Source organism: Streptomyces sp. 8P21H-1 (assembly GCF_013302945.1).
This window is the reverse complement of sequence record NZ_JABTYA010000088.1, coordinates 1-769: the sequence shown is the minus strand read 5'-3', so window position 1 is coordinate 769 and position 769 is coordinate 1. Positions and strand designations below refer to the sequence as shown.

Annotated in this window: 1 pseudogene; it reads left to right on the top strand. The window is 79.6% G+C overall.

The features are described 5' to 3' along the window. A pseudogene (locus tag HO151_RS01825) lies at positions 1-619 on the top strand (diacylglycerol kinase); the annotation flags it as partial. Positions 620-769: the final 150 nt, after the last annotated feature.

Here is a 769-nt window from a genome sequence, read left to right as displayed (position 1 = left end):
GCTCTCGCGGGCCCTGGGGGTGCCGACGGGGGCCGTCGCGGCGGCGCGGGCCGTGCTCGACGGGTCCGAGCGGCGGCTCGACCTGCTGGTGGACGACAGTGACGGGGTGGTGCTGGGGGCGCTGCGGATACCGCCGTCGGGCGGGGGCGCGGGAGGCCGTGACGGGACCGGTGCGTACGGAACCGGTGCGTACGGAGCCGGTGGGGACGGAGCCGGTAGGGACGGCGGGGGCGGCGGGGCGCAGCACCACCTTCACTGGCTCCGTACCTGCCAGTCCCTCGTCCGTACGCTCGCGTCGCGGCCCGCCCGCGGCGCGGCGCCCTCCGCTGCCGGGCCCGCCCGGTTGCGGGTCGAGGTCGACGGCCGGATCCTCGTCGACCTGGACCAGCCCGTGGCGGACGTGTCGATCACGCCGGGGGATGCCGGGGGCGGTGCGAGGGTCGAGGTGCGGCCGGCCTCCGTCGGCGCGGAGGCCGCGCCGCTGGAGGCGGTGGCCCGGACGGTCACCGTGTCCGGGGCGGATTTCCGGTACCGGGCGGACGCGGTGGTGGGAGGACCGGTACGGACCCGGACGTGGGTGGTACGGGAGGGGGCGTGGGGGCTCACCCTGCCGGGGTAGGCCCGGCAGGGTGAGCCCCCCGGAACCTCCGGCGCTCCCGCCCGGGGGCCCGCAAGACGCGTCCCCGGCACCCGGCGATCCCGTCCGCGCTCCCGGCCCGCCTCGGCGGGACACCGACGGCCACCGGCGGCCGGGCGGCCGGACCGGTCC